Consider the following 25,343-nt stretch of genomic DNA (forward strand, 5'->3'; position numbering starts at 1 on the left):
TTGTGGTAGTCCAATTATGATGAATGTGCTGTCTACGCTGATCACACCTGACAAAGAAGGAAAACAGCCAGTATATCTTCAAATCGCTAACCAGCTGATGTCTTTGATTAAGAACGGTACTTTGCAATCGGGTTACCGGTTGTTGAGTACGAGGCGGTTGGCTTCTGTTTTGAAGGTGCACCGGAGGACAGTCGTGCAGGCGTATGACGAATTGCTGGCGCAAGGCTGGCTGGAAAGTCAGACCGGAAATGGCACATTCGTGGCCCGGAACCTTCCCGACTTGCGGCCGCTACCACTGCCGATGGAGATAGCGACAGGCAGGGATCCGCTTAAAAAAGCAGGTTTTCAGTTTGAAAAGCCAAACCATCTTAACCGCGCCGTACTGAAAGCCGGCTCGCGACTCCATCTCGACGATGGGTTTCCAGACCCGAGGCTTGCGCCGTTGGAAGATTTGTCGCGCGCATACAGGAGCCAGTTGCTGCACGGTAATGCCTACGCGCGGCTCGGTTATGGGGAGACCGGTGGTACAAACTGGCTGAGGCAGGAGCTATCAAGTCATTTGAACGAAACGCGCGGTCTGAAAACTTCACCAGCTAATATATTGATCGTAAGAGGGATGATCATGGGCATGTACCTGGCTGTGACGAGCCTCGTGAAGCCTGGCGATTGCGTTGTCACCGATTCTCCCGGCTGGTTCGGAGCGTCGATGAACTTTATTCAGGCAGGCGCCAATATTTGCCATGTGCCTGTGGACGAGCACGGAATGGACACTGATGCCCTGGAAGAAATATGTTTGAAGCAGCCGGTGCGAATGGTGTATGTCACTTCCCATCATCAGTATCCTACCACCGTGGCATTGCGCCCCGATCGCCGGATCAAACTTTTGAAATTGTCTGAAAAGTATGGTTTCGTGATTTTTGAAGATGATTACGACTATGATTTCCATTATTTGAGCAAACCGTTACTGCCGCTTTTCGGGGCCGATCAGGCCGGAATGGTACTTTATTGCGGGTCGTTTACGAAAACAATTTCGCCGGCATTCCGCGTCGGCTACCTCGTCGGACCGGAAGATGTGATTGCACATCTGGCCTCTCTGCGCCGTATTATCGACAGGCAAGGGGACACCATGCTCGAAAATGCCATCGCCGAACTCCTTCAAACCGGCGTTATCCAGCGGCATTTGCGAAAGTCTGTACGGGTTTACAAACAACGCCGGGATTTGTTTTGCGAGCTTTTAATGAACGAATTGTCCGACCACATTAGCTTCGAAATCCCCGATGGCGGGATGGCCGTATGGACGCGGTTTGATCCGAAAATCGATATTGCGAAGCTGGCAGAAAAGGCGGCGCAAAGGGATTTATATTTTTCCAATGGAAAAGTTGCCGGATATCCCGCACAATTCAGGAACTATATACGCCTTGGATTCGCTTCTTCTGATTCGGGAGAACTCGAAGAAAGCGTGAAGATTATCAAGGATTTGCTATGATCAGGAAAGTTATTGATGCTTACAGGGTATCATTCACCGGGCTCAGCAGGGAAACCTGGTTGTTGAGCCTGGTCATTTTGGTGAACCGTTGCGGTTATATGGCTGTGCCCTTTATGAGTATGTATATTACCCAGAGCCTGCATCGGAGTATCGAGGACGCCGGGCTTATCATTACACTTTTCGGCGTTGGCTCGGTCCTGGGCGCAATGGCGGGCGGTTACCTGACGGATAAGCTGGGCTTTCAGCCCGTGCAGATCGGTAGCCTGATATTGAGTGGTGTGTTCTTTACCCTTTTCAGCTTTGTAACCGATTTCGGACTGCTTTGTGTGTTGATAGTCGTTCTCAGTTTCTTCGTGGAGGCATTCAAACCGGCGAACCAAACGGCCATCGCCGCCTATTCGGCACCGGAAAACCTCATACGCTCGTATGCGCTCAACCGCCTTGCTACCAATATCGGCTTCGGCTTCGGTACCGGAGTGGGAGGGTTGCTTGCTGCTATTAACTATCACCTGTTGTTCTGGGTTGACGGTATAGTATATGTGCTCGCAGGTTTGCTCATCGTGATACTCCTGCCTAAAAGAAAGCATGCTACGAAAAGTGAGCTTCCCACCGAGGCCAATATAAGTACGGCTTCTCCCTGGAAAGATGCGTTTTTTGTACGTTTTCTTGTGATGGTTACGCTCTATATGCTGTGCTTTGTAGTGTTGTTCAGGCTTGTACCGGTTTACTGGAAGGAAGAAATGGGCATTGGAGAATCTACCATCGGGATTATCCTGGGCATGAACGGGCTGATCATCGCGCTGTTTGAAATGGTCCTGGTGCAAAACCTGGCCAACCGGAAACCTGATTATTTCTACATGGTTTCGGGCCCGCTTTTCAGTGCGATGGCATTCCTGGCGCTGATTGTCCCGCATGTTTTACCGGTAATCCTGGCCGTCGCGACGGTCGTGCTGTTCACGACGGGCGAAATGCTGGCTTTCCCTTATCTGAGTACTTTCGTCATGAACCGCGCCAGCGATCTGAACAGGGGCAAATATTCGGCCGCCTATTCCGTCTCTCAGGCGGTTGCGCAGATTATCGGCCCGGTTATCGGAGCGTATGTGGCCGGACATTGGGGATACAGCGCTTTATGGATCTTGCTGATCGTCACCAGCTGTGCCTGTGCATTGGGTTTCCGGTCGTTGTTTCAGCGGAACCTGGCATTATGATGCAGGTTCCTCGCCGGGCTCCTCGCCTTTCTGCGCTTGTTCCAATTGTTCTTTCAGGGCGTTGATCCGGTCGGCTTCGAGTTCAAGCGCCTTGCGTTGAAGGTCGATCAGGTCGTCCTTCTTGATCATGATATACTGTTCGCGGGGTTCTTCGAACATCGGCACCTCGCCGACGAGTTGGGCAACTGTCGTGTCGAAGAGTTCGGCCATCATCCGGAGCTCGGCCAGCGACGGATCGTTCCTGCCGTTTTCCCAGTTTGATATCACTGCTTTGCCTGATTTTTTCAAAGCCTTGGCCAGCTTATGCTGGTTCCAACCCGCCAATTCGCGGCATTTTCTTATTCTTTCGCCAACAATTGACATTAGTTATAAGTTTAATATAAAATTACTTGACGTTTGTATAATAATTCTGTACTTTTGAATTAGATATGCTTTACACCATCTGTAAAGCGCAAATTACAATTTTTCTACACACCCTATACGATCTCATGACAGAGCTTCAAGCCCGAGTCTCCGAGTATGGTGGTTTATCCATTAAGGAGCGCCTGCTAGTCAGGTTCATCAAGTCCAGAAACATTGTCGGCAAAAGCTGGCGGGGAGTGCTCGCGGAAGCGGACCCTTTCTTCAACACCAAGCTGGGTGGGGATTACTTAACCTCAGTAGCACAGGCAGTTTCGGACAGTAGTCGCGGTAACGTAGACCGCATCGAAAGGGTCACCATCGCCCTTGAAAAGGTGGCAGGCATTACTCCCGTTCCAGTCGTTTGAAGAATTATTTTTCGGTAAGTATCACTGATTTATCGGAGGCTTTGAGTCGCCTTTAAAATCGTGTGCTATCGGAAAAACCGGATTGGTTTTTCACATTCGAGTATTCGTCTGTGCGAGGAAGCCTGTGTTGAGACACGCAGCAGGTTCAGTACTGTTGTACTTGCTGCGTGTTTATTTGCCTGCATCCGTTGCGTTGGAGGCAAAGATACCTGTGTCGAAACCATCGATGCTGGCCATGTTTTTCTTTGCCCAATAATTGTGAATGCCGTCCGGCCCTTGTTTCCTGGCCCACGCGTTTAGCTCGTCCCGTTCGCGGTTATAATCCATGAACGGCACAGCCATGCCGCAGGAGGTCTGGACGAGGTCTACTTGTATGTCTATCAACTGCCGCGCACCTTCGAGTGGAGGAAAAAGCGGGTAGTATTCGTGCCATTCGGCGTCGGCAGGATGGTAAGCTTTGCCATGCCCGTACAGGCGAAGGATTAGCGGTTTACCCTCGAATGCACAAAACATAACGGTAATGCGGTCATTCAGTAGTAAATGCGCCGCAGTTTCGTTGCCGCTTCCGGTGACATTCAGCCACATGACCCGGTTGGGGCCGAGAATGCGGAACGAGTCCATTCCCTTAGGAGACAGGTTTACAGTGCCCGTTTCCGCCGCTGTCGCAACAAAATAGATCTTTTGCTTATTGATGAACGATTCCAATTCCGGAGTGATCCGGTCCAGTTGCTTTCCCATGATTTGAATAATGCAGGCTAACTATATTTTCTTTCCCTGAATACGATAGGCATTGAGAATGGCCAGCAGCGCTACGCCGACGTCAGCGAATACGGCTTCCCAGAGAGTGGCAACGCCGCCCGCACCGAGTACCATCACTGCAATTTTAACTCCCATTGCGAGTGAAATGTTCTGGTAAACAACGGATTTTGTGATTTTACCGATTTTTACAGCCGCAGCAATACGCGATGGCTGGTCGTTCTGGATCACTATATCAGCGGTTTCGATGGTAGCATCGGAGCCGAGCGCGCCCATGGCTATGCCCGCGTCCGCGAGTGCAATCACGGGTGCGTCGTTCACGCCATCGCCTGCGAATGCAATGCGTTTGCCCTGATCTTTAAGCTCTTGCACGATTCTTACCTTGTCTTCCGGCAGCAAGCCACCGTAACTTCGGGCTATACCCAGTTCTTGTGCAACCTTGCCAACGACGGCTTCCTTATCACCCGACAACATGATCGTCGAAATGCCGAGGGTTTTCAATTCCGCGACAGCGGCGGCAGCGTCGTCTTTAATTTCGTCAGCAATAAGGAAATAGCCGGCATAGCTGTCGTCGATCGCAACGATCACGAGTGTTTCTACGAGAGAAGCGAGTTCCACCGGATATTTAACCAAATGTCTGTCGAGGAGTTTAGTGTTTCCCGCGATTACAACCCTGCCATCAACTGTACCTTTCAGGCCGTACCCCGCGATTTCTTCCACATCAACCGGCCTTGTCAATAGGGTTGTCCCTGCCGCAGCTACGACTGCTTTCGCTACGGGGTGCGTAGAGTAGCTTTCCAAAGATGCTGCGATTTGTATGAAATCGTTTTTATTAATGCTCGCCTCCACTTTCTGGACTTTAAAAACCCCTTTGGTCAGCGTGCCGGTCTTATCGGAAACTACCGTATCGATTTTGGTAATCACATCCAAAAAATTAGCGCCTTTTACCAAAATGCCATTGCGGGAGGCTAGCCCGATGCCACCAAAGTAGCCCAATGGAATGGAGATCGTCAATGCACACGGGCAGGCGATCACGAGGAAAACCATGCCGCGGTAGAGCCACTGGTCAAAATTGTAATCGGCTGTAAAGAGCGCGGGGACTACGATAATGAGCAATGCGAGTAAAAAGACCACCGGGGTATAGACGCGTGCGAGGCGACTTATCAGCAGTTGGGTAGGGGCCTTGCGGGCGCTCGCCTCCTGCACCATTTCCAGTATGCGGGAAAGTTTGGAGTCCTTGAAAAGCGCTTTTACCTCGACTTCGACCGATTTCTCGATCGCGATCATACCGGCGAGTGCTTTCTGGCCTTTTTCGATAATCTGCGGCTTTGGCTCACCAGTTAGGGCCGCAGTATTGAATATGCCTGATTCAGAAATCATTTCGCCGTCCAGTGCCACTTTTTCGCCGGCTTTGACCAATATTTTTTCGCCGATCTGAACTTCGTCGGGTGTAACTTGCAATGGTTTGTCGCCGCGTAACACAGTCACGGTGTCGGGGCGGATGTCGAGTAGTGCCTTAATGGAGCGTTTGGAGCGGCTGACGGCGATGTCCTGAAAGAGCTCGCCGATTTCGTAAAAAATCATCACAGCAACCCCCTCACTAAACTCCCCGATATAAAAAGCACCGAAGGTAGCGATGGTCATCAGGGTGAATTCATTGAAAAAATCGCCCCGGCTTGCTTTTCGGAATGCCAGCGCGACTGTTTTATTTCCCGCCAGCACATAGGCGACTAACATCATCGAGATTTCGACTATGCGCGGGAGCTCAATTTTCGAAATGTAGGTCAAAATGAGAAAAACCGCCAGTATCGCCAGGCTGAGCCAGAGCATCCACCGACTTTTGAGAATGCCGGCGTCGCCGTCGGTCCCATGGCTATGGTCTCCGTGGTCGTGGTCATGATCGTCGTCGTGACTGTGGTCGTGCGAGTGGTTATGTCCATTATGTTTGCCATGCTGCTCCGTTTTCGTCGAGCAGCAATCATCATGCGTGTGGGTGGAGGTATTTTCGTCGAGTTTCATAATGCAATCATTCAAATATAAAGACCTGCCTTATGCGGCTGCCCGCCGCAGGATCATTGCAAAGGTAGGCCGCAAACCCGTGCAACAGGGTTACAAGTGCTGAAAATCAAGTAATTGCAATATTGTTGCGATTGTTTTTGAACTATTGATCAGCCACTTGTACATTGGAACGGTCTAGGATTTTGATGTGTTATAACAAATTATAACTTTGTACTATGCTGACCAAAATTCGACGGATCGGAAATTCCCAGGGAATTTTGCTTTCCAAAACCATGCTTGACCAAGTCGATATTGAAGAGTATGTCAATGTCGAGATCAAAGGGAATGCTATCATGATTTTTCCTGCTACTACCAATCCGCGTGAAGGGTGGGCGGAGCAGTTCCGGCTGGCTGCTGAGGACGCTACGGTGAGTGACGACGAAAATCTAATGGACGATGGTCCAAATGCATTTGACGATTCCGAATGGACATGGTAATCCAAAGATTCGAGGTCTATTTCGCGTCACTGGATCCTACGCTGGGCAGTGAAATCAAAAAAAGCAGGCCCTGTCTTGTCGTCTCCCCTGATGAAATGAACGGCCACCTCAAAACAGTTATCATCGCTCCGTTGACGTCTACTATCCGCAAGTATCCGACGCGCATTGACTGTCATGTGGATGGACGAGACGGACAAATTGCATTAGATCAGCTAAGAGCTATCGATAAAGTTAGATTAACGAAGAAAATAGGGCAACTCGATTCTGCCACCTCACAGCAGGTTTTAAGTTTGCTGAGAAAAATGTTCGCCTGGTAAGGATTCAAACACTTTGTGCCCTGATCATTTCCCCCAATCTCCTTAAACTGGCATCGATGGCCGCGTTATAAGGTGCACCGAAGCTGATGCGGATATAATTGCTGAACCTGGCATCAGTACTGAAAATCTGGCCGGGAGCGAAGCTGATGCTTTCCTGAATGGCGCTTTCGAAGAGTTCAAATGCATTTACCTGCTTGTTGAGCTCGATCCACAAAACGTAACCTCCCTGCGGTCTGACAACCCGGGTATCCGGAGGAAAGTATTCACTAATTGCCTGCACGTAACGCAGGCATTGCGTGTGAAGAGCTTTGCGTAAATGCCTCATATGCAAATCGTAACGGCCTGTTTCGAAGAAATTGGCTACGGCTGCCTGGGTCGGTGCGGCGGATGAAACGGTATGCGTGATTTTGCTGCTCAATACCTTGTCCTTGAACTTCCCCGGAAGGCACCAGCCCACGCGGTAACCCGGTGCCAGCGTCTTGGAAACCGATCCGCAGAGCATCACCAGCCCATTTTTATCGTAGCTTTTACAGGTACGCGGCCTGGTTTTACCAAAATACATTTCACCATAAATGTCGTCCTCGATCAGCGGGATTTGCCGTGCCGCTAGCATTTCAACCAGCTTCTTCTTGCGGTAGTCGGGCATCAACGCGCCGGTAGGATTGGAAAAATTGGGCACGAAAAGCACGGCCCTTATGGGAATGGTTTCCAAAGCCTTTTCCAGGTATTCCAGGTCCGCGCCTTCATCGGGATGGCAGGGGATTTCGAGGATTTTCAGGCCGAGGCTCTTCATAATATTGAATATGCCAAAATAGATCGGGTTTTCGATCGCGACGGTGTCGCCCGGCTCGGTGACGGCTTTCAGACAAAAAATCAGCGCTTCCATACAGCCCTGGGTCGTAACGACTTCGTCCTCACTTACATTTCCCTTCCAGTTGAATGCGTATTTGGCAATTTGTTTCCGCAATGCGGGATTTCCCTGTACATCGTCGTATTGCGTACAGCTGTGCGGACTTTTCCTGAGCGCTTCAATCATCGCCTTGTTCAGCTTTGCCTCGGGGATCAATTCGGCGGCAGGTGCGGCCACCGACAAACGGACGATCCGCTCGTACGTCATGGTTTTGTACACGGTCCGGATCATTTCGTCGACATTTGCCTTTTCGATAAGCGGCCGGGGAGGATTATTATGAAGCCTTTCAGGGGCATTAAGTGGTGAAAAACGCACAAAATAGCCCGATTTGGGCCGTGCTTCGATAATACCCTTGTTTTCCAGCTCCACATAAGCCTTAAACGCCGTGCTAAGGCTGATGCCCTGCTCTTTACTCAGCGCCCGTAGCGAAATCAGCTTGTCGCCGGCTTTCAGGATACCTTTTTCGATCTGCGCGGCAAGGCGGTCGGCGATTTGTGAGTAGAGAAAATCTTCCCGGACAGGTTCCTCAATCATAGGTAATGTTATTTTGTTCTGTTATGCTTCAAAATAACAAAAGTGAATCTGTTTTCTTAAATTTCAGAGCGGGAATTTTGTGGCGTTCAATGTAAAACGGCTATGAAAAGTAATCTGACAGCATATTTCGCATTAGTACTGGTGTGTTTCTTTTGGGGTACCACGTACTTGGCCGCGCGTATCGGCGTGGCGGGGTTTCCTGCCCTTTTCTTTATGGGTTTCAGGAACTTGGTGGCAGGTGCGTTGCTGTTGGGATTTCTGGTGCTGAGGAGGAGGTCGTTCCCCTGGGCCTGGGTTGATATCCGCTTACAGCTCGTTCCGGGCTTGTGTATGCTCACTTTCGGTACCGGGCTGGTGGGCTGGTGCGTACAGTTTATTCCCAGCGGTTTGGCGGCGCTACTTTATGCGACGGTTCCGATTTTTACGATCTTAATCAATATGCTGGCACGAAGAGACGAGCGCATCAATGCCCATGTAGCAGCGGGTATGATGCTGGGCCTGACAGGCGTGATGCTGGTTTTCAGGGATAACCTCGAATACCTTGCCAACCGGAGCTCGTTCCTGGGGATATGCGTCACGCTGGCGTCGTGCGTATCGTGGTGTTTGGGAGGGTTGTATACCAAAAGTTTTCCGGCTAAAACGGATTCATTTTTCAATGCTGCGATCCAGATGATGGTTGGCGGCGTTGGGTTACTGACGCTGAGTGCGCTCAACGACGACTGGACCAGTCTGCCCGAGATGCAGCCGCAATCCGTCATGGCATTGCTATACCTGATTTTCTTCGGCTCCATTCTCGCTTACGCTTCGTATCTGTTTGCCATGTCCAGGTTGCCCGCAGGATTGGTGTCGATTTATGCGTACATTAATCCGCTGGTTGCTTTGGTGTTAGGCTTTTTAATACTGGATGAGAAGATTACCTGGCTTACTGCCCTGGCATTTACTGTCACGTTGAGCGGGGTTTTTCTGGTCAACAGGGGCTATCAACTTCAAAAACGGAAAAGTACTTTAACCTTGATAAACAGTCATGAATAGCGACATATTCATCACCTTATTCAGCCGTGATCTGAAAAAGCTTCGGAAAGAAATTGAACAGTACCCTTCGGAAGCCGCATTGTGGGTGAAGCTGCCTGGGACCATCAATCCGGGTGGGAACCTCTGCCAGCACCTGATCGGGAACTTGCGCACCTACGTGGGTCTTACGCTGGGTGGGTATGCATACGTGCGCGATCGCGACGCCGAATTCAATCAAAAGACATTTGCCCAAAAGGAAATGCTCGCGGAGCTCGACCAGCTTCATGAGATCGTCGTCGGTACGCTGGGTATGCTGGACGAGCAAATGATGGAAGAGGAATATCCTCATGACGTGGTGAATCTCTTTTCGGAACAGTCGGTAGGCCTCATTCTTACGCATTTGCTCGCGCACCTTTCCTGGCATTTAGGACATATTAACTACCACCGTCGCTGGATTACGCAAGTACAGGCGGCACAGCAATAAACCATATGCATTTGACAGAACAAATAGCTCAATCCTTTGCAGCGGAATGGATTGATGCCTGGAACCGCCATGACCTTACCGCGATTATGGAGCTCTATTCCAATGACATCCGGTTTTATTCGCCCTATATTATCAAGTTGGGAATGAATGAACAGGGAGTGATTACCAGGAAGGATGAGCTGGAAAAGTACTTCGGGAAAGCCCTGGGCATTTATACCGACCTGTATTTTGAACTCCGTAAGGTACTTACGGGCGCGGATTCAGTGATTTTATATTACAAAAGCGTCAGCAACAGGATGGCCGCCGAAATGATGGAACTGGATGAGTCCGGTAAAATCAGTTTGGTGAAGGCGCATTATCATGGATAGTTTATGTTTGAATTATTTGAAAATGAATTGAATAACCTGAAACCGATACTAGATCAGGTTACAAGTACCAGCCTGGATTTTCTGGAAAATATCGCCGAAAAACCCACCTACATAGCCGACCAGACGGTAATTCCTACCCGCCTTTCAAATGCAGGCATTGGCACTGCGGGCAGCCTGGAAGTTTTTAGAAAACACTACGAAAAACTGATGGTAGCCAGCCCGGGGCCACGATACTGGGGATTTGTAACGGGCGGTGCAACACCTGCAGCTGTTGCGGGTGACTGGCTTACAGCTATTTATGACCAAAATACCCAAGGTACGCAGGGTGCGGGAGACGTTTCGGCGATTCTTGAAAGAGACACTATCAGGCTCCTATGCCAGCTGTTGCATTTGCCGGAGGATTTCGACGGTGGTTTTGTGACCGGCGCTACCATGTCCAATTTCACGGGCCTGGCGGTGGCCAGGCAATGGGGCGGTGAGCGGTCGGGGCGGGATGTTTCGCGCGAGGGCGTATCCGGTGATCTCGTGGTAATGGCGGCTACACCGCATTCTTCGGTGATCAAATCGGTGGGCATGCTGGGGATTGGAAGTAACAATGTGGTGCGCATTCAGGTGTTGGAAGGCCGTGAGGCGATGGATCTGGCGGATTTCGAGCAAAAGCTCATTAAGCATCAGCATCGGCCTATTGTCGTCAATTGCAGCGCGGGAACTGTTAATACCGTGGATTTTGATGACATTAAGGCCATTGTAGCACTGAAACAAAAGTATCCTTTCTGGCTGCATATTGACGCCGCATTCGGAGGGTTTGCCGCTTGCCTACCGTCGCAGCGGCATTTATTGGCGGGATGGGAACAAGCCGACAGCATTACCATCGACTGCCATAAATGGATGAATGTACCTTACGACAGCGCCGTTTCACTGGTGAGAAAAGAACATAGCCGCCTGCAAGTGAGTACTTTTCAGAACTCGAATGCCCCGTATCTGGGCGATCCGTCGGAGAACTTCTCTTACCTCAACTTTTTGCCCGAGAATTCGCGGCGGTTCCGCGCCCTGCCGGCGTGGTTCAGCCTCACCGCTTATGGCCGAGATGGTTTTGCATGGATTGTGCAGAACAGTATTGACCGCGCACAGGAGTTTGGCGCTTACATTCAATCCAGCGAATATTTTGAATTATTGGCGCCTGTCCTGTTGAATGTGGTTTGTTTTCGCTTGAAATCCGGCTGCGAAAGGATGGCTGTTTTCCTGGACAGATTGAACCGCCGCGGAAAAGTTTTCATGACACCGACTTTGTTATCGGGCGAACCGGCAATACGAGCTGCGTTTGTGAATTACCGAACGGAGAAAGAAGACATTTTGATAGCCATTCGTGAGATGGAAGAAGTAATGCGGATGCTGTGAAATTCGTTGATAAAGCTGTACATTGATTCTCGTACAGCTTTATTCCAATTGCACATGCTACGTTTATTCTCCATGGCCGCCGTTGCGCTCGTAGGCTTGCTGATGTTCGGTTGCAAGTCGGGGCGATCTGTGCTGGCAGTGAGGGACCTCCCTAATTACGATAACCGGTCGCCCGACCATCTTTTATTTCTGAATTTTCGTATTTCCGGCAAGCCCGGAGGGAATGAGCACGTTGAACTCGCGAGCGCCAGTGTGGCCAACGGGCGCATGAAAAACCTTGCATATTCCGTCCATTTTCCGGTTCAAATCAAGGCTATCCCCAGGTACTCTACCAGTGCATTGGAGCGGGAAATGGTGTTTGAGCATCCGCTGCACAGATCGGTGGAAGTGAGTGATCCGTCGGGTCACATGCGACGCGAAGAAATGCGGGCCAATGAAGGTACGCTCATGATCCGCATGCCGCTGCATTCCGGCCTCAACCGTTTGGAGCTTTTCAGTGTCACACCCGAAAAGGGGTCTGTGAAAATCTATACGCTCAGTTTCGATTAGCCATGAAAAGAATTTTTACCACATTATATGCTATTTGCATTGCCGTCGCCAGTTTCGGTCAGGTATACCAGGTAGACACGCTCTACAAAACCGGGCCGTTGGATAACCGGATCAACGTTGTGATCCTTGGGGACGGTTTTACGCAGCAAGAGCTTCCCAAATTCGCAACCGAAGCCAAAAACTTTGCAGACTTCTTCCTGGGCTACGATCCTTACCTGCATTATCGCAACTATTTCAACTTTTTCGCCATTCGTACGCCATCCTTGGAAAGTGGTGTAACCAACCCGGGCACCGCTCCGGATGCTTATAAAGACCAGCCGGTTGGTGTAAAAAACACGTTTTTTGGCTCGACTTTCGGTAGTTCTATCCACCGGCTGGTGACAATCTCGAAGTATGACGTGTTGTACGCGCTTCTTGCGAACCAGTTTCCGATGTATGATTTGGTGGTAGTGCTCGTCAATACATCATTTTATGGCGGATCGGGGGGGAGTATATCTGTGCATACGCTTCACACGCAGGCGAATACGATCGGTGTTCATGAAATCGGGCATACTTTTTCGCATCTGAACGACGAATATTGGGCAGGTCCGGGTTACGGATGGGAGGCTCCTAATATGACGAAGGAAAGCAACCCCGCACTTGTAAAATGGAAAAACTGGCTGAATCAATCCGGGATAAGCATTTACAAGCATGGCGAAATCGGCGACGCGGCGCTTTGGCACAAACCTGCAAATGGAACTTGCCTCATGGAGTATTTAAACCAGGAATTCTGCGCTGTGTGCAGGGAAGCGACAGTAGAGACTTTGCTGAAACAGGTTAACCCCGTCGAAAACGCGGAGCCCATGCCCGGGAGTATAGTGACAGTCAATAGCCCTCAAACCTTTAAAGTCGGCTTGCTGGCGCCGAGCCCCAATACATTACAAGTACGATGGACTGTGAATGGCGAACTGCTCGCTACAACAGGCGCACAGCTCACGCTTACACCCGAGCAGGCGCCCGACGGCGCCGTTCTGGCAGCCTCGGTTTTCGACACCACAGCCATTAGCCGGTATGACGGCGCCAGGGCCGATCGTACGCGAAAATTAGAATGGACGCTTCAATCCAATACTCCGAATGTGTTCCGCGCAATTGCATCAAAGGATACGATCTGCATTGGTGAGGAAGTTACGCTCACAGCCTACGGTTGCCGGGGCGCATTAAGCTGGGCAGGTGGAATGACAGGAGCATCCATAAAAGTAAAGCCCGAAAAAACGACCACCTATTCCGCTTTTTGTAAGGTAGAAGGAGCACCCCCTCAGACGGTCGAAGTGCCAATTCACGTAATGCCGCTGCCGAATGCGACGGCGACAAATGGCGGCCCCTATGTGGTGGGCGCTACCATAGAGCTTACAGCGACCGGAGGCGTTAGTTACCTCTGGAGCGGACCAAGATCGTTTGCGTCTACACTGCCGCATGTTTTTCTGCACGATGCAATACTGGATCATGCGGGTATTTATGAAGTGATGGTTACAGATGTAAACGGATGTTCGAAAGCAGCTCAAACCGAAGTGAAGGTCGATCCGATTCTTTCCATTCCGGCAATTCCCGAGGCAGTCGTCACGGTTTCGCCGAACCCTGCAAGGGATTTCCTTTCAGTTGAAACCAGATTCGGTGGGAAATCGGCTATTAAATTATACGATCAGGCGGGGCGGGAAATCTTCTCAAAATCTTTCGAGAAGAAAACGGATGTTAAGCTGAATGTGGCGGCAGGAGTATATCTGTACCGGTTTACAAATGGAGGCAGGGAGGTTTCAGGGAAAGTGGCGGTGCAGTGAGGGATAATGGATGCCTCGAATAGGTCGAGTTTTAACACTACCAGGTCAGGATAAAATGAAGGCACTAATTTTCACATTTTTCGCGGTATTCGGATTCATAGGTGCATTTGGGCAACGCTATCAAGTCGATACACTTCAAAAGACAGGCTCGCTCGACAACCGGATTAATGTTGTCATTCTTGGCGACGGATTTACCGGCGAACAGATGCCGAAGTTTGCGGAGGAAGCCCGAAAGTTCACTGATTTTTTTCTGAAATTTGAACCCTACAATCACTATCGGGATTATTTCAACTTCTTTGCCATCCGCACACCTTCCAGTCAAAGCGGTGTCACCAACCCAGGTAGCGCCCCAGATGCATATCCTGATCAGCCTGTTGAAGCAAAAGACACTTTTTTCGGGGCGACATTCGGTTCTTTCATCCACCGATCGGTTCAATTAACCAGGCAGGACGTTCTTTACAAGCTTTTAGCTACTCATCTTCCTGCATATGATGTGGTTGTGGTACTGGTCAACACAGTGTATTATGGAGGATCCGGAGGACTTATAGCTGTTTTTACATTACATGAAGCTGCCAATACCATTGGGATGCATGAGATTGGGCATACGCTTGGACATCTCAGCGACGAGTATTGGGGTGGAGGAGTTGTCGGACGCGAAACGGCAAACATGACAGCGAATTCCGATGAAGTGACGGTCAGATGGAAAAGCTGGCTTAATACGCCACCTATAGCGATTTACCCACATGGTTTAAATGGCGAAGCTGCCTTATGGTATAAGCCGGCAAACGGAACGTGTCAGATGGAATTCCACGACAGACAACTATGCGCAGTCTGCCAGGAAGAGATCGTGGAGCGTTTTTTACGACACGTCAACCCGATTGTAAAAATGGAGCCGGATACGGCCGGTAAAATCGATATGGATGTAAATCACATTTTTAAACTAAGTCTTTTAAACCCTGTTCCGAATACATTGCGAACCGAATGGCGGTTAAATGGTCGGCTGCTATCCGCCTCGGGGAATGAGCTTAGTCTGGAAAGCAAGCAAGTGTCCGACATGTCCGTATTGACCGCTGCGGTTTTTGATTCTGTCGGTATAAGTCGCAGGGATAATGCTGAGGCTATGCGCACGCATTCTGTTGCATGGAATTTGAAGTCTACCGTTCCTGCCGTTTTCCATATTATGGCTTCCGCAGACTCATTGTGTGCCGGCGAGGAATTAGTCCTCACAGCCTATGGTTGTCCCGGTACTTTGGAATGGTCGACGTTCGAAAATACTAAGACGATATACATAAGGCCATCGACATCGGGCACCTACGAGGCTAAGTGTAAAATCCCGAGCAAACCTGTTACAATAGCGCGGGCGTCTGTTACAGTGGTGTCTTTGCCAAAAGGAGCGGTAAAGGGCGGTGGAATTTATTTTGAGGGGCAAACCATTCAGCTAAGTGCTTCCGGTGGGCAGGATTACAAATGGACCGGCCCTCGCAATTTTTTTGCAAACACGCCGGACATTTCAATTCAAAACGCAAAAACAACCAATTCTGGAATTTATCAGGTAGATATCCTGAATGCGCGCGGATGTTCGGTCACGGCTAAAGCCGAGGTAAAGGTCGATCCGCTGCTCGCCGCATCCAATGATCCGCAAATGTCGGTCACGGTTTCGCCGAACCCTGCAAGGGATTTCCTTTCAGTTGAAACCAGATTCGGTGGGAAATCGACTATTAAATTATACGATCAGGCGGGGCGGGAAATCTTCTCAAAACCTTTCGAGAAGAAAACGGATGTTAAGCTGAATGTGGCGGCAGGAGTATATCTGTACCGGTTTACAAATGGAGGCAGGGAGGTTTCAGGGAAAGTGGCGGTGCAGTACAGGCTTGATACTTTCGATTGATTATTAAAAACACACTATAGGATACATTTTATGAAAAGATTATTTCTAGTGCTTGGGCTGATATGCCCCGTCTACGCCTTTTCCCAGCATTACCAGGTTGACACACTTTATAAAACAGGACCACAGCATAACCGAATTAATGTAGTCATCCTGGGTGATGGATTCACAAAAGACGAAATCCCCGAATTTGCTGCGGAGGCTAGAAAGTTTGCCGATTTTCTTCGCGAGTGTGAGCCGTTTGTCCGTTATCGCGGCTATTTCAACTTTTTTGCCATCGAAACCCCGTCCTTGGAAAGCGGGATCACAAACCCTGGTACTGCGGTGGATACAGATCCCGGTCAGCCTGTTGAAACAAAAAATACCTTTTTCGGTGTGTCATTTGGCTCATACGTACAGCGGCTGATGACAATCACAAATGTGGATGTCTATCATGCATTGCTAGAAAGCCATCTTCCCGAGCAGAAACTGGTGATAATGCTGGCAAACAGTCCCTACCTCGGCGGGTCCGGAGGAAGTACCGCGATATTTACATTGCACGGAATGCCCAATCAGACCGGCAGGCATGAGGTAGGGCATACTTTTGCAAATCTGGCCGATGAAAGTTGGAACAATGCTGTTTTTGGCAGGGAGGCACCCAATATGACTTCGCAGGAAATGCCGGGGCCAGTTAAATGGCACAACTGGCTTAATTATCCCCCGATTTCCATTTATCAATATGGCAGTGGTGAAGCTTCGCATTGGTGCCGACCCACGTCCGGCGAATGCTCTATGGCCTACCTCGATAAGCCATTTTGCGCCGTCTGCACAGAAGCCATCGTCGAGCGAATTTTGGGTCTGGTAAATCCCATTGACCGGTTCACGCCAGGCAATGCAAGTGCGATAAACCTCGATGCCGATGTCACTTTCAAACTCGATCTGGTCGGGCCGGTGCCTAACAGCCTCCAAACCGAATGGCGGCTTAACGGAGCGTTGATTGCAGACAATACCGATCACGTGGTTTTGAAGCCGGACGAGGTTACGGACTGGTCGACGCTTACGGCCACTGTTTTTGATTCGACCTGGCTGAGTCGGAGAGACGATGCTCGTCAGTTGAGGACAAAAACGATCAGTTGGTCGCTGCGGTCGTCTCTTCCGGCGGTGTTGAAAGTCTCGGCATCGAAAGCAGTAACCTGTGCCGGCGATACCGTTGTAGTAACCGCCTACGGCTGTCGGGGTAAGGTAAGCTGGGTGAATGGCGCGACGGGGAATTCACTAACCGTGGCTCCCGGTCAGACAAATACTTATTCAGCGTCTTGCGAGTTTGCGGGAAGTCCGACCATGCGAGCGGAAACAACAGTAAAGGTGCAGCCGCTACCCAACGCGATGGCGAATAGTGGCGGTCCTTACACGGTCGGAGCAACAGTTGAACTTCATGCTGCCGGAGGAGTGAAATACGAATGGACGGGGCCAATGCTCTTTCATGCCGATACACCGGACGCCACGTTTCGAAACGCGACGCTGAATCGTGCTGGTACGTACGAGGTAAAAGTCACCGACAATAAAGGGTGCTCGAAAATTTCGTATACAGAGGTTCAGGTCGACCCGATTCTGTCTGTGCCGGCCGACCCGAAACAATGGGTCAAGGTCTCACCCAATCCGGCGAAAGAGCGTGTAGTAGTGGAGACCATACTGCCTGGGGAATCTCTTTTTACAATATTCGATCAATCGGGCAGGAAATTGACCAGCCGTTTGTTTAAAGAGAAAATGGAGATTCGGCTGGAAGGTGCCTCGCGACTTTACATTTATAAGTTTACCAATGGTAAGCGACAAGTGAGCGGGAAGATTGTAAAGCAGTAATGGAATGCAACAAAAAAGTCTCCTGAGAAGGAGACTTTTCTTCATACCAATGCCGATTTCGGCTTGCGGCCTACTTTCGTCCGGTTGCGTATCTTATCGGGGCGGGGACGGATTTCTTTGTCTTGAAAATACAGCTTCAAGGATTCGATGATGATGTCCTTCTGCGTGAGACCTTCCCAGTAGCCGTAATCCTTCATATTCTCCATCAGCACGAAATCACAATCGAAGGTGACCTTTGTGGGGGCGCCGTCAATGACTTCGGCAGTGGATGCCGGGGTGATTGCTACGGCGGGCTCTTCCTGTACTTCGGGTAGCGGTAGTGGCGCAAAATCAAACTTCCTTTCCTTTGCCATACGTGTCAGTTATTTATTCGTTCCAGTATTTCTTTGGTTAACTTATAATAGTCTTCGGCTCCGTTGCTGGTGGGTGCGTAATCAAAGATCGTCGTTCCGTTGGCCTGCGCTTCCGACAATGCAATGTTATCGCGGATGTACGCTTCCATGAAAACTTCGCCCAGCTGCTCCCGCGTAGCCATGATCAGTTCGTGGCTGATCTTCTTCCGGATTTTCGGGTTATAGCGCGTCGCGAATACGCCGCCGAGATTGGTGCTCGGGCTGATCTTCTTGATCTCCGCCGAGTACACCAGGAAGTTGCGCAAACCCTCGTAGCTCAAAAACTCTGCCTGCAACGGTACATAATACTGGTGGCATGAAACCAACGCCAACCTCGTATTTCCGTAGAGGGCAGGAGGGCAGTCGATGATCACGAAGTCGTAACGGTCCTTCACTTTTTCCAATGCAATTTTCAGATTGAAAGGAAAAACCGGCGCCGACTTGATCGTGTCCTCCCGGTGGATCATCTCGGCTGATCCGGGCAAAACATCAATGTCTCCAACTCGCTTGACGATCTCATCAAATTCGTATTCGCCGGTGATGAACGAGCCGCTGTCTTTTTTAAGACCGGCATGATGAATGCCGAAACTTTTGGTAAGACTGGCTTGCGCATCCAGGTCAATTACCAGCACTCTTGCATTGGCAAATTTGCTGAGACCGGCAGCAATACTCTGGGCAGATGTAGTCTTTCCCACACCACCTTTGTTGTTGACAATACTGATGATTTTCATTTAAAAGTATTATAAGTATAAAAAGTTAATAGTTTATTTCACGTCCGATACGTAAATAAACGTAAAATATTTTTATCCCTATTCCTTATAAATAAAAAGTCGTAAAAGTTTTTGTCGTGGTAAATGTATCAATCATTTTAAATGAATAAAAAGTATTAAAAGAATTTTTTTATAATTTTTTTGTAATGATTTGATAATAAGAACGCTATAAAATGCTGTCACCCTGAGCGCAGTCTAAGGGCAAATGCGAAAACGTTGTCGCATCGCCCTTAGGACTGCGCTCAGGGTGACAAATTAGTTGACCAAAAACTTTTATACCGCCGGATTAGGCGCATTCGAGGGCGCTACCGCCGCCAACTTCGCAGCCACATATTTATGAATGCGGTACATAAGCAATGCCGTCACGATTACCGCGAACACCACCACGTCCCCCAGTAGCGGGTAGTTTTCGATGAAACCGGTACTCGTTTCGGACACGATGAACCCGGCAAGAAGTGAAGCAAGCCCGCCGGCGATCTGCTGGATCGACGAGTTGATACCCATATATGCACCGCGGTCCTGGGGGTCGGGAACTGCCGTCATGAGCGCCGACGCGGAGATCATCCGGCCGGTAATTCCGACGAAGAGTAGGACGTTCAAACCGATGATAATCCAAAGCGGGGTCACGCTGAGGTTGCAATAAATGAGGGTCATGATACAGGTGACCGTCGAGCCCATCAGGAACACTTTATACTTCCCGGCTTTGTCGCTCAGCTTCCCGATCATCGGACTAAACACAAGCATCGAAATGCCGGTCACCATGTATAAGGTCGGCAGCGATCCTTCGGCGATGCCCAGGTTGTGCACGCCGAACGCGGTACCGAATGGCATGAGCATAAATCCACCGGTGGCAAGCAGCGCGGTGGCCGCGAAGCCTTGGAGGTAGTCGGGCCGCGCGAGGGTTTTGGCCAGGTGCTGAAAGGCATTACCCTTCGGAGGATTTTTCAAGTGCGCGTCGATCGGCTTCATTTGGGTAACGATCAATATGCCGACGATCAGGCCCAGGCCCACGATCATCAGGAACGGCGCATGCCAGCTGAACTGGTTGGCCAGATAGAGCCCGATAGGGATACCCAGAACCTGGCTGCTTGCGAAAGCCATTTGTACAAACCCCATTACGCGTCCACGTACATTGATGGGGAAAAGATCGGTGATAATGGCAAAGCTGATGGAGCCGATTACCCCTCCGAAAATACCCGTGAACACACGGGCTGCTAGCAATAAATGGTAGGTAGGGGCGATCCCACAAAAGAATGTTCCTAGCAGGAAGCCGACGTAAAAGAAGAGCAGCAGTTTTTTACGATCGAATTTGTCGGCAAAACCGGCGGTAAGCAAGCCGGAAGCGCCCGCACTGAATGCGTAAGCGGAGACGACCAGCCCGAATTGGCTGGTCGTGATGGATAGTTTGTCGAGCAGGATGTAACCCAATGGCGATAATACCATGAAATCGAGCACAACTGTAAACTGCAATGTGGCTAAAAGGGCTATGATGAACTTTTCATAGCCCGTAAATGTGGGTTTGGTTTCGGACATAGAGTTTGATTTTGTAAATTTTTAGTCTGTTAATTCTTCGCACGCATATCCTGCGCGGGTGACGAGCTCGATCACGGGCTCACACTGCGCGTGTGTGGCTTCAATGCGCAACACTTTGTCGATATCAGCCAAATCAACGTTCCATTTCAGGATGTCGGGGCAGTTATCGAGTGTGCCGGCAATCGATTTGACTTGTCTTGGATTATTGATGTTGGTCTTAAAAACCAGCACAAACGCTTCGGTAACACTGTGATCGTTCATGGCAAACAAAATAGGATGCGGACCGGTTTCAGCTTTTCGTTAAGGTTTTAAGGCTTTTAATACCAGTCCGAGTGTGAGGTTGATTTTCTCTTCATCGAATACAAAAGGAGGGCGGCCGGGCATACTCTTGCCCGCGATATGAAACTTGACAAGCTGGTAGAGCGGGGCAAAGGCTATCGACCAGTATATTTCTACCGGCAATGGCATAATTTCCTTCCGGTCGATCGCATTATGGACAAATCGCTGCATCGCCTGCAAAAATCGCGTATCCACCGTCGAGCGCTCTACCAGCGGCGAATGCTTCACCTGCTCCATAAACGTCATGCTGTACGGGTTTTCGAGGCAATAGGTCATACGATTGATCCATTGCCGTTTCAAACCTTCGTCAAAATGCGCATCCGGATCGAAGTTTATCAGTGTCGCTTCCGTCATTTTGCGTGATTCATCGGTGTAAACTTGCTGGATCAGATCCTCCCGGTCCTTGAAATAAATGTAAATCGTGGCGACCGATACCCCGGCGGCCTTCGCCAGTTTATGCATACTCAATCCGTCGAAACCGTGGTTTACAATCAGCTCGATAGCCTTCTCGCGGATTAATGCCTCCTTGTTAGCGTCCCTGATCCTCAATGGTCTTACTAATTTTTCATGGTGCAAATATAAATGAACGTTCGTTTATTTATAAATCTTTTAGGTTGAATATTTAGCTAGTTTATTGATTAATAAGTTACCATTTGACGCAAGTGATGCTCCATATGGTCGACGTAATCGTCAAAATACCATTTGAGGGTATGCTTTTGACCATCTCGTCCGACGCCGTTGCGGGAGAGGTTTTGAGTTGGGATAGCTTTGGCAATGGCAGCCAAATGCAGGTTATACTGCTTCCAGGTCGCAACCAGCTGTTCCGTAGCGATTTCATTGTACTTGCTAAACCCAACCCAGTCGTTTTGGTTGTAGAAGATTACCGGTTCGTTTTCGGACTGGATTCGGATAAATCGCTGATGGTTGTTGGCCGCGCTATCGATCAAATGTCCCAGGATTTCCTTTTTGCTCCATTTCTCAGGCGTAGGCTTGCTTTCAAATTCAGCGGCGGGAATGGCCTGGATAAGCGCCGGAATATGATCACAGAGCCAATTTAAACGGTCGATAGCAGCATTTATTTCCATAGTTTCAGGAGTGACTGGTGATAATAAAATTTTCGATTACCTTTTTGTTATAGCCTTTGTACCCACCTTGGAAATCCCGACCTGCAATGGCGACAAAATCGGCCATTCGCTGGGAATTAAGCTGTTCCAGCAAGGTTTGGTAGTCTCCATCATACTTAATAAAATAGCCTGAATAAACCGTCACATCCGGATTTTCATACAAAATGAAATTCGGCTCGCGGTTCATCGGCGAGAAAATGATCTTCTTGCCGAATGCATTATCCAGCCCCTGCGCCCGCCCGAACGCGTACCATGCCACTGCATTGGGCTTTCCATTATCACGACGATCCAGTTCGGATTTTACTTTAAGCAAGTAGGAATATGTTTGAGGGAATTCGGTTTTAAGCGTTTCCTCCGGGATAATGCGCTGTTTTTCAGACGCATCTTTTTGGTAGGGAAACAAAATATACTCCGTCACTGCATCGTCGGCACCTTTTAGTTTGGAGCCTTTGATGATCGGTTTAAGCAAATCCTTTTCAAGGTGTGCGAAGAAACCGTTCTTGTTTTTGGCATAAACCAAACCATTCTTTTCGCTGATGATATTGAAAAGATAGCAACCATCAGCCAGCGTTGTAAGTCCCACCGAGATTTTACAAATGTCGCCCAGTCGCTGCCCTTGCTGTTCTGCTTGTGCCTGGACTGAAAGCTGCCAGGGAATATCTATCCGTAATTCGGAATGAGGAATATCCCGACCTTTATATTCAAAACGATTGTTTACGCAATGCTCGAACCGGAAGTGGTCGGTAGGTTCGCCTCCGAAAATTGTAATAGCAGGGTAGGTGGAAGCCGCTCCAAAAACCGGAATCGTGCGGTAGTTGGTAATGTGTCGTAGGTTCCTTTTCTTATGAAAATACCTGCGTAACGGTCCGCCGGACTCTGAAACCAGGTAAGAATTGGGCGTGATCATCGCGCATATACCATTGTCAGCCAGCAGCTTGGACGCTAGTTGAAAGAAGGCGATGAATGCGTCGGTCGATCCGGTGCTGCAAAATGAATAATGCTTTTGAATATACTTCCGTTGAGCCTCAGGCAAATGCTGAATGCGGATATAAGGTGGGTTGCCCACGATTAGATCAAACTTTTCCCTCAAACGCCATTGCTTCAACGCATCGCATTTCCGCAAATTCCAGTTGACCGACAAACCCAGCGGCGCCACGAGGGCATCCAGGTTTTCACGGCATTGCTGCAATGCTTTTTTGTCGATGTCCCAGCCGTGCAGCTGTTGAAGTCTCCCTGCTATCTGGTCGGCCGGAGTGTTGCGAATGATAAATTCCGCCATAGGGATGAGAAAACGTCCATCGCCGCAAGCCGGATCGAGCATGCGTTTTCCAGCCAAATCGCTCTCAAAAAAATCGCAATGCCGTAATATTTTATCAACGACATGAGGAGGCGTGTAAACCTGGCCCAACAATTTTTTGCGCCCGTACGTGCGTGTTTGTGAAGCCATTTAGAAGTCGATGCCGCGTTTCTTATGGAGCATTTGGGTCACGAACTGTGCGGGTGTCAGTACCCGGAGATTTTCGGCAAAAGGTTCAAAATCTGACACGTTGGTTGTGATCAGATAGTCACATTGTTCTGCAGTTGCGCTTGCATATTGGAAGGCATCCTCAATGTCCCTGAAACCGGCAGTTAAGCCTTGGGCAAATACCATTTTGTCTGAAACACTAATGTTCAGAAAGGAAAGGTAAGCATCCAGCCGGGCACGTAATGCAGTGCCTTTAATCCCGTTTTTATTCATGATGTATGCAAAAGTATACAATGAACCGGGCGAAATGAAAACAGGAATCTGATCTTTTCTTGCTTTGAATAGAATGTAAGCGACTTCGAGTGGTTGACCGGTCTTCCTTTCCAGCGCATGATCGATTAATCCGTTGGTGTCAAGGAATAGCCTCATAGGCCATATTTCTCAGCGTACCTTACCAGCCGAAGGTCATCGTCGGACATATTGCTTATCGGAGCCCTGGCCCATCCGATCATAAGAAAGGGCAATGACTGCCTGAATTCCTCTCGTTCGGTCAGCTCGGTTAATGGAGTTTGATGGTACGGCGCTTTGAAATCTTCAAACTTCATGACAGGACCATCTTCGAGTTCAAAATACTGTTTCTGATTATGGTCTGTTTTGTCCGCGCCTTGCGGAGAGTTTTTTTGATTTTGATCTTCCATAGTTGACGAGCGTAATTGATAAATGATACACCAAAGTATTTATTTCAATTGACATACTCGGAATCCGTTTATCCTGCGGAGCGAATTAGTTACCACTGGCGGAGCAATATCGGAAAACAGCACTTCGTACGTCGGTTCGTTGAACGTGAAGGCGCTTCCATCGGCCCGGCGGCGCTTTGCACCGGCGCAGTACAGTGTACCAATCTCGCCATTTTCCAGCGACTGCTTGTCGATAAACCCGAGCAATGATGCGATGGTGCCTTCGGTTCGGGATTGATGAAAGGAAATGCAGAAGTAATGCGAAGTTTTAGAACCGGGTTTGTGAAGCTGAGAGGAAGGGATATTCAAAACATAATCCCCGACCAAAATGCCGGAGCGGCGTTTCATGGATTTGATGTCGACGGCGAAATCTTCCGTATCGGAGCGGATAAGAAAATCCTGGCCCCAGTCCTGGCCGTCGGTGGCGCCGAAGGAGCGGGCAGGGCGGGGAAGGTGATAGCAGTCGGCGAAGACGACTTCCCCAAGCGTTCCTGTGAAGCGCATCATGCGCGTCTGCGCGAGGCGGTCTTTACTTTTATCCCAAATGTTCGAAATGTGATGATGAGTTATCGAATGGCTCACCAATTCGCGGGCAAAAAACTTCTGCTCGTCGCTGACGGAGATTTGAATATACGTGCCGTTATTCAGAACAATTTGCTCCATGCAAACCTGATGGCTAGCAGAGTGAGTACAAAACCGATTAAAATGACCGAAAATGGAACGTAAGTGAATGCTACTAAGTGGATTCTGTCGAAAAACCACATCACGCCGATGAGCGCGGCGATTAAGGTAAGAAATCCTGAAATTTTCCCAAAACCGGGAATCAGGGAGAATGGGATCTTGCTTTTGATCAACATCAGGGTAATGGCCATTGAAATGACGGGCAAATACTGCAAAACGATATTGGCATTCCAGATGCTCTGACGTTCGAAGAGGAAGAGGTAAATGTTGAGGGTAACCGCAAAAATACCGGGAATGCAAACCGCGTAAACCAGGATGGCATAAATGATGCTCCAAAACTTAACGTCACGGCTACCGTCCGCGGCCATTCCCACTACCCAGGCCGTAAATGGCAATATCAAAAGGTAAACTACCGCAGGCCACGGATTGGATGAAACAGAGGCGAAGAATTGTTGCAGCGTCATTTTATTAAAGGGGAGAA

At 49.4% G+C, this 25,343-nt stretch carries 28 protein-coding genes; 13 read left to right on the forward strand and 15 right to left on the reverse strand.

All coding sequences use genetic code 11. The annotated features are described in order from the left end of the window. Positions 1-16: 16 nt before the first annotated feature. Together ACQ4MZ_RS20930 and ACQ4MZ_RS20935 are read left to right on the forward strand one after the other, a co-directional pair. A complete protein-coding gene (locus tag ACQ4MZ_RS20930; RefSeq protein ID WP_430848121.1) occupies positions 17-1,486 on the forward strand; it encodes a PLP-dependent aminotransferase family protein in 1,470 nt (489 codons plus the stop codon). Beyond that, positions 1,483-2,694, forward strand: coding sequence for an MFS transporter (locus ACQ4MZ_RS20935; protein ID WP_430848123.1), 1,212 nt, complete (start codon positions 1,483-1,485; stop codon positions 2,692-2,694). The genes ACQ4MZ_RS20930 and ACQ4MZ_RS20935 overlap by 4 nt, the downstream gene beginning before the upstream one ends. On the opposite strand, the gene ACQ4MZ_RS20940 is transcribed toward ACQ4MZ_RS20935, so the two are convergent. Then, positions 2,689-3,057, reverse strand: a complete 369-nt coding sequence (locus tag ACQ4MZ_RS20940) for a helix-turn-helix domain-containing protein (protein WP_430848125.1) — start codon at positions 3,055-3,057, stop codon at positions 2,689-2,691. The genes ACQ4MZ_RS20935 and ACQ4MZ_RS20940 overlap by 6 nt on opposite strands. A 125-nt stretch (positions 3,058-3,182) precedes the next feature. Here ACQ4MZ_RS20940 and ACQ4MZ_RS20945 point away from each other — a divergent pair, with 125 nt between their 5' ends. Then, entirely contained in the window at positions 3,183-3,461 is a 279-nt protein-coding gene (locus tag ACQ4MZ_RS20945; RefSeq protein ID WP_430848127.1) for a hypothetical protein, read from the forward strand. A gap of 171 nt (positions 3,462-3,632) precedes the next feature. On the opposite strand, the gene ACQ4MZ_RS20950 is transcribed toward ACQ4MZ_RS20945, so the two are convergent. Beyond that, on the reverse strand, positions 3,633-4,199 hold the full coding sequence (locus tag ACQ4MZ_RS20950; RefSeq protein WP_430848129.1) for a pyridoxamine 5'-phosphate oxidase family protein: 567 nt from the start codon (positions 4,197-4,199) through the stop codon (positions 3,633-3,635). A gap of 21 nt (positions 4,200-4,220) precedes the next feature. Continuing rightward, positions 4,221-6,236 carry a heavy metal translocating P-type ATPase gene (locus ACQ4MZ_RS20955; protein WP_430848131.1) on the reverse strand — a complete coding sequence of 672 codons (2,016 nt, stop codon included), beginning with the start codon at positions 6,234-6,236 and terminating at the stop codon, positions 4,221-4,223. Positions 6,237-6,451: 215 nt separating this feature from the next. On the opposite strand from ACQ4MZ_RS20955, the gene ACQ4MZ_RS20960 reads away from it, so the two are divergent. Next, positions 6,452-6,712 (forward strand): AbrB/MazE/SpoVT family DNA-binding domain-containing protein, encoded by a 261-nt coding sequence (locus ACQ4MZ_RS20960; protein WP_430848133.1) that lies wholly within the window; start codon positions 6,452-6,454, stop codon positions 6,710-6,712. Beyond that, positions 6,706-7,029 (forward strand): type II toxin-antitoxin system PemK/MazF family toxin, encoded by a 324-nt coding sequence (locus tag ACQ4MZ_RS20965; protein ID WP_430848135.1) that lies wholly within the window; start codon positions 6,706-6,708, stop codon positions 7,027-7,029. Before ACQ4MZ_RS20960 ends, ACQ4MZ_RS20965 begins: the two co-directional genes overlap by 7 nt. A gap of 4 nt (positions 7,030-7,033) precedes the next feature. Here ACQ4MZ_RS20965 and ACQ4MZ_RS20970 read toward each other — a convergent pair whose 3' ends face one another. Beyond that, positions 7,034-8,473, reverse strand: a complete 1,440-nt coding sequence (locus tag ACQ4MZ_RS20970; protein WP_430848137.1) for a PLP-dependent aminotransferase family protein — start codon at positions 8,471-8,473, stop codon at positions 7,034-7,036. 102 nt (positions 8,474-8,575) lie between these two features. On the opposite strand from ACQ4MZ_RS20970, the gene ACQ4MZ_RS20975 reads away from it, so the two are divergent. From ACQ4MZ_RS20975 to ACQ4MZ_RS21010, 8 genes are read left to right on the forward strand one after another with little or no spacing between them, the layout of a single operon-like run. Beyond that, positions 8,576-9,505, forward strand: coding sequence for an EamA family transporter (locus ACQ4MZ_RS20975; protein WP_430848139.1), 930 nt, complete (start codon positions 8,576-8,578; stop codon positions 9,503-9,505). Next, positions 9,498-9,968 carry a DUF1572 family protein gene (locus ACQ4MZ_RS20980; RefSeq protein WP_430848141.1) on the forward strand — a complete coding sequence of 157 codons (471 nt, stop codon included), beginning with the start codon at positions 9,498-9,500 and terminating at the stop codon, positions 9,966-9,968. The genes ACQ4MZ_RS20975 and ACQ4MZ_RS20980 overlap by 8 nt, the downstream gene beginning before the upstream one ends. Before the next feature lie 5 nt (positions 9,969-9,973). Beyond that, positions 9,974-10,336, forward strand: a complete 363-nt coding sequence (locus ACQ4MZ_RS20985; protein ID WP_430848143.1) for a nuclear transport factor 2 family protein — start codon at positions 9,974-9,976, stop codon at positions 10,334-10,336. 3 nt (positions 10,337-10,339) lie between these two features. Further along, positions 10,340-11,734, forward strand: a complete 1,395-nt coding sequence (locus ACQ4MZ_RS20990) for a pyridoxal phosphate-dependent decarboxylase family protein (protein WP_430848145.1) — start codon at positions 10,340-10,342, stop codon at positions 11,732-11,734. A 54-nt stretch (positions 11,735-11,788) separates the two neighbouring features. Continuing rightward, positions 11,789-12,283, forward strand: a complete 495-nt coding sequence (locus ACQ4MZ_RS20995; RefSeq protein ID WP_430848147.1) for a hypothetical protein — start codon at positions 11,789-11,791, stop codon at positions 12,281-12,283. 2 nt (positions 12,284-12,285) lie between these two features. Next, a complete protein-coding gene (locus tag ACQ4MZ_RS21000) occupies positions 12,286-14,097 on the forward strand; it encodes a M64 family metallopeptidase (RefSeq protein ID WP_430848148.1) in 1,812 nt (603 codons plus the stop codon). A gap of 10 nt (positions 14,098-14,107) precedes the next feature. Next, on the forward strand, positions 14,108-15,985 hold the full coding sequence (locus ACQ4MZ_RS21005; protein ID WP_430848150.1) for a M64 family metallopeptidase: 1,878 nt from the start codon (positions 14,108-14,110) through the stop codon (positions 15,983-15,985). 30 nt (positions 15,986-16,015) lie between these two features. Continuing rightward, complete coding sequence (locus ACQ4MZ_RS21010) at positions 16,016-17,821, forward strand: M64 family metallopeptidase (RefSeq protein ID WP_430848152.1); 1,806 nt, start codon at positions 16,016-16,018, stop codon at positions 17,819-17,821. A gap of 41 nt (positions 17,822-17,862) precedes the next feature. Here the strand turns inward: ACQ4MZ_RS21010 and ACQ4MZ_RS21015 are convergent, their stop codons facing one another. The 11 genes from ACQ4MZ_RS21015 to ACQ4MZ_RS21065 form a co-directional block, all read right to left on the reverse strand. Beyond that, on the reverse strand, positions 17,863-18,174 hold the full coding sequence (locus ACQ4MZ_RS21015) for a hypothetical protein (protein ID WP_430848154.1): 312 nt from the start codon (positions 18,172-18,174) through the stop codon (positions 17,863-17,865). Between the two features lie 5 nt (positions 18,175-18,179). Continuing rightward, positions 18,180-18,944 (reverse strand): ParA family protein, encoded by a 765-nt coding sequence (locus ACQ4MZ_RS21020; protein ID WP_106598284.1) that lies wholly within the window; start codon positions 18,942-18,944, stop codon positions 18,180-18,182. Positions 18,945-19,256: 312 nt separating this feature from the next. Continuing rightward, on the reverse strand, positions 19,257-20,516 hold the full coding sequence (locus tag ACQ4MZ_RS21025) for an MFS transporter (RefSeq protein WP_430848157.1): 1,260 nt from the start codon (positions 20,514-20,516) through the stop codon (positions 19,257-19,259). 21 nt (positions 20,517-20,537) lie between these two features. Further along, positions 20,538-20,777 carry a hypothetical protein gene (locus tag ACQ4MZ_RS21030; protein ID WP_430848158.1) on the reverse strand — a complete coding sequence of 80 codons (240 nt, stop codon included), beginning with the start codon at positions 20,775-20,777 and terminating at the stop codon, positions 20,538-20,540. Positions 20,778-20,816: 39 nt separating this feature from the next. Next, positions 20,817-21,404: a TetR/AcrR family transcriptional regulator gene (locus ACQ4MZ_RS21035; protein ID WP_430848160.1), complete on the reverse strand. Its 588-nt coding sequence runs from the start codon at positions 21,402-21,404 to the stop codon at positions 20,817-20,819. Between the two features lie 89 nt (positions 21,405-21,493). Further along, on the reverse strand, positions 21,494-21,940 hold the full coding sequence (locus tag ACQ4MZ_RS21040; RefSeq protein WP_430848162.1) for a DinB family protein: 447 nt from the start codon (positions 21,938-21,940) through the stop codon (positions 21,494-21,496). Positions 21,941-21,944: 4 nt separating this feature from the next. Then, on the reverse strand, positions 21,945-23,426 hold the full coding sequence (locus ACQ4MZ_RS21045) for an HsdM family class I SAM-dependent methyltransferase (protein WP_430848164.1): 1,482 nt from the start codon (positions 23,424-23,426) through the stop codon (positions 21,945-21,947). After that, positions 23,427-23,873, reverse strand: coding sequence for a type II toxin-antitoxin system VapC family toxin (locus tag ACQ4MZ_RS21050; protein ID WP_430848166.1), 447 nt, complete (start codon positions 23,871-23,873; stop codon positions 23,427-23,429). Then, on the reverse strand, positions 23,870-24,142 hold the full coding sequence (locus ACQ4MZ_RS21055; protein ID WP_430848168.1) for a hypothetical protein: 273 nt from the start codon (positions 24,140-24,142) through the stop codon (positions 23,870-23,872). The genes ACQ4MZ_RS21050 and ACQ4MZ_RS21055 overlap by 4 nt, the downstream gene beginning before the upstream one ends. A 39-nt stretch (positions 24,143-24,181) precedes the next feature. After that, positions 24,182-24,844 carry a hypothetical protein gene (locus tag ACQ4MZ_RS21060; protein ID WP_430848170.1) on the reverse strand — a complete coding sequence of 221 codons (663 nt, stop codon included), beginning with the start codon at positions 24,842-24,844 and terminating at the stop codon, positions 24,182-24,184. Next, positions 24,826-25,326 carry a hypothetical protein gene (locus ACQ4MZ_RS21065; protein ID WP_430848172.1) on the reverse strand — a complete coding sequence of 167 codons (501 nt, stop codon included), beginning with the start codon at positions 25,324-25,326 and terminating at the stop codon, positions 24,826-24,828. The genes ACQ4MZ_RS21060 and ACQ4MZ_RS21065 overlap by 19 nt, the downstream gene beginning before the upstream one ends. Between the last annotated feature and the right edge of the window lie 17 nt (positions 25,327-25,343).

This window comes from Dyadobacter sp. BHUBP1 (assembly GCF_050587785.1).
In the GTDB taxonomy this organism is placed as follows: domain Bacteria; phylum Bacteroidota; class Bacteroidia; order Cytophagales; family Spirosomataceae; genus Dyadobacter.